Here is a 3463-nt window from a genome sequence, read left to right as displayed (position 1 = left end):
GTGCGGGCGGCACTCGATGCGGTCGGGCTCCGAGGCAAGGAACGCCATTGGCCGCAGACCTTGTCCGGCGGCGAGCAGCAGCGAGTCGGCATCGCCCGCGCGGTGGTCGCCAAACCGCGGCTGCTGATCGCAGACGAACCGACCGGCAACCTCGATCCCGAAATGGCGCAGGAAGTGATGCAGTTGTTCAACCGCTTCAATGAAGTCGGCGTCAGCGTGCTGGTCGCCACCCACGCGCTGGGCCTGATCTCGCGGCTGCCGCATCGCATCCTGCGTCTGGAAAAGGGTCTGCTGACCCAGATCAAGGCCAGCGAATTCGACTACGCCGATGACGCCGAGGAGCAGGACGCATGAGTACTGCACGGCGAGTCGGCAACACCCCGAGCGGCTTCTCGCGCTGGCTGCTCGAACACACGCGGGCGATTGCCGCGACCCTGGATCAGCTGAAGCGACGTCCGTTCGGCACCTTGCTGACGGCGTTCGTGATCGGCGTGACCCTGGCGCTGCCAGCCGGCCTGTATTCGGTGCTCGGCAGCCTCGATGCGGCCTCGAGCGGCCTCAAAGGCTCGCTGCGCGCCTCGCTGTTCCTGCGCGACAACCTCGATGACGCGGCCGGCCAAGCACTGGCTGCGAAGCTGGCGAAACGCCCAGGTGTGGCCGAAGCGCGCTACATCTCCCGCGACCAGGCGCTGGCCGAGTTCAAGGCCCATTCCGGCTTCGGCGAAGCGCTAGACATCCTCGACAGCAATCCGCTGCCGGCGGTGATCGTCGTCACCCCGGACAGCAAGGCGGCCAAGGCACAGGCCTCGGCGATGCTCGACGAGATGACCAAGCTGCCAGAAGTCGAAAGCGCGCGGCTGGACCGCGAATGGCTGGAGCGGCTGTACGCGATTCTCGCCATCGTCGAACGCCTGGTGCTGCTGATTGCCAGTGCGCTGGCGATCGCCGTGCTGGCGGTGGTCGCCAACACCATCCGGCTCGACATCTCGGCTCGACGCGAGGAAATCGTCGTGCTGAAGGTGATCGGCGCCTCGAATGGCTTCATTCGCCGGCCCTTCCTCTACACCGGCCTGTGGTACGGGCTGACTGGCGCCTTGCTGGCCTGTCTGATGGTGATTGGCGCGCAAGTTGCGTTGTCAGAACCAGCGGCGAATCTGGCCGGCCTTTATGGCGTTGGCGCCGGCTTCGGCGCGTTGGCGGCTGACACGGTGTTCGCCGTATTCGCCACCGGTGCCGCGCTGGGCTGGCTGGCCGCGTTCTGGACCGTGGGCCGTCACCTCGGTGGCATCGAGCCGGATTGAACTGGTCGCCAAGCCGCAGGTCTATGCCGTTCGATGCTTTGAGGCTATCGAACTTCGAATTTTGTAGTGAACTTCTTTTGGTCTTAGCACTCCAATTTCACGAGTGCTAATATTTTGCGAAACACGGGGACCATGATGACTGCTCTCGCACTATCACCACGGGCTGCTTCGTTTCCGGTGCCGCTGGCCGGCAGCCTTGATACCTACATCCGTTCGGTCAGCCAGATTCCGCTGCTGACGCCGGACGAAGAACAGAAGCTCGCGCACGAACTGCACGACGACGGCAATCTCGCGTCGGCGCAGAAGCTGGTGCTGTCGAACCTGCGCTTCGTCGTCCATATCGCCCGTGGCTATCAGGGCTACGGCCTGCCGCTGTCCGATCTGATCCAGGAAGGCAACATCGGCCTGATGAAGGCGGTAAAGCGTTTCGATCCGGGCGTCGGCGTGCGTCTGATCAGCTTTGCCGTGCACTGGATCAAGGCCGAGATCCACGAGTACATCCTGAAGAACTGGCGCATCGTCAAGATCGCCACGACCAAGGCGCAGCGCAAGTTGTTCTTCAATCTGCGCAAGTCCAAGACCCATCTCGGCTGGATGACCCAGTCGGAAGTCGAGGCGGTGGCCAAGGATCTGAAGGTCAAGCCGGAAGAAGTGCTGCAGATGGAATCGCGCCTCGGCGGCGCCGATGTTTCGTTCAGTGCTTCGCCGGATGACGGCGAGGAATCCTCGTTCGTCCCCGAGGATTATCTGGCCGACCGTCACGACGCCTACTCGGCGATCGAGGAAGCCGAATGGCAGGACGCCCGCGAGGCTCGCATGAGCACCGCGATGGCGGCCCTTGACGACCGCTCGCGCGACATTCTGAAGCGGCGCTGGCTGGCCGATGAATCGAAGGCTGGCCTGCAGGAACTCGGCGACGAGTACGGCGTGTCGGCCGAGCGTATCCGCCAGATCGAGGTCGCGGCGATGAAGAAGTTGCGCAAGGCGATCGAGGTAGAAGCAGAGCCGGCCTGATCACCGGTTCTGATACGAAAAAAGCCCGGCGATGCCGGGCTTTTTGCTGCCGCCGACGGACCGCTCAGATCAGGTAGTGATCGACCAGCAGGGCCGTGAAAATGCCCATCAGGTAGACGATCGAGTAGCCGAAGGTTTTCATGTTCAGGCCCTTGCGCGGCGCGAACTTGATCTTGAAGGCCAGCTGCAGGAAGCGCCCGCCGAGCGCGAGCGCGGCGACCAGGTACAGCCAGCCGCTCATGCCGACCGCGAATGGCAGGATGGTCACGGCGATCAACAGGAAGGTGTAGAGCAGCACCTGGGTCGCGGTGTAGTCGACGCCATGAGTGACCGGCAGCATCGGCACGCCGACCTTGGCGTATTCCTCGCGGCGCTCGATCGCCAGCACCCAGAAATGAGGCGGCGTCCAGATGAAGATGATCAGGAACAGGATCAGCGCATGCGGATCGACGGTGCCGGTGACCGCAGCCCAGCCGAGCACTGGCGGCGCCGCACCGGAAGCGCCGCCGATGACGATGTTCTGCGGCGTCGCGCGCTTCAGGAACAGGGTGTAGACGCCGGCGTAGCCGACCAGGGTCAGCTGGGTCAGAACGGCGGTCAGCGGGTTGACCAGGAACCACAGCACGATGAAGCCGGCGATGCCGAGAAAGGTCGCGAAAGCGATCGACTCGGTCAGGCTCAAGGTGCCGGTGACCAGCGGCCGGCCGCAGGTGCGCGCCATGCGGGCGTCGATTTCACGATCGATGATCTGGTTGACCGCAGCCGCGGAAGCCGCCTGCAGTGAGATACCCAGCGTGCCCCAGATCAACGCTGCGAACGGCGGCAGGCCGGGCACGGCGAGGAACATGCCGACGATCGCGGTGAACACGATCAGCATGACCACGCGCGGCTTGCACAACTCGTAGTACTCGCGGCCACGCGACACCGGTGCAGCAGTGATCGCTTCGACACCCGGCACGGCCTGGGCTTTCAGCGAGGTGGGGGTTCTGCTCATGATCGTTCGGCTTAGGGGTTTCAGGACTGCCCTGGACGAGGCGGGGCGCCGTGCCAGACCGTGTAATTCAGTGCCAGCACCGCCAGCAACAGCAGCGCCGCACCGGCGTTGTGGGCATCGGCCAGCCATAGCGGCAGCTGCAAATGGATCAGCC

General features: G+C 64.1%; 4 protein-coding genes. 3 read left to right on the top strand and 1 reads right to left on the bottom strand.

The features are described 5' to 3' along the window. The 3 genes from Q0D45_RS21320 to rpoH all read left to right on the top strand — a co-directional run. On the top strand, positions 1 to 354 hold a 354-nt coding region (locus Q0D45_RS21320; RefSeq protein WP_293397874.1), incomplete at its 5' end, for an ATP-binding cassette domain-containing protein. Next, a complete protein-coding gene (gene ftsX, locus Q0D45_RS21315; protein WP_293397872.1) occupies positions 351 to 1301 on the top strand; it encodes a permease-like cell division protein FtsX in 951 nt (316 codons plus the stop codon). The genes Q0D45_RS21320 and ftsX, both read left to right, overlap by 4 nt. 135 nt (positions 1302 to 1436) lie before the next feature. Then, positions 1437 to 2315, top strand: a complete 879-nt coding sequence (gene rpoH / locus Q0D45_RS21310) for an RNA polymerase sigma factor RpoH (protein ID WP_293397870.1) — start codon at positions 1437 to 1439, stop codon at positions 2313 to 2315. 64 nt (positions 2316 to 2379) lie between these two features. On the opposite strand, the gene cyoE is transcribed toward rpoH, so the two are convergent. Beyond that, positions 2380 to 3309 carry a heme o synthase gene (gene cyoE / locus Q0D45_RS21305; protein WP_293397868.1) on the bottom strand — a complete coding sequence of 310 codons (930 nt, stop codon included), beginning with the start codon at positions 3307 to 3309 and terminating at the stop codon, positions 2380 to 2382. Positions 3310 to 3463 lie beyond the last annotated feature (154 nt).

The organism is Nevskia sp. (genome assembly GCF_023266035.1).
In the GTDB taxonomy this organism is placed as follows: Bacteria; Pseudomonadota; Gammaproteobacteria; order Nevskiales; family Nevskiaceae; genus Nevskia.
This window is presented reverse-complemented; position numbering and strand designations above follow the sequence as displayed.

Bases quoted from the DNA above. Each gene is read 5' to 3' on its own strand.
- ftsX (WP_293397872.1), top strand. From the start codon at position 351: ATGAGTACTGCACGGCGAGTCGGCAACACCCCGAGCGGCTTCTCGCGC.
- rpoH (WP_293397870.1), top strand. From the start codon at position 1,437: ATGACTGCTCTCGCACTATCACCACGGGCTGCTTCGTTTCCGGTGCCG.
- cyoE (WP_293397868.1), bottom strand. From the start codon at position 3,309: ATGAGCAGAACCCCCACCTCGCTGAAAGCCCAGGCCGTGCCGGGTGTC.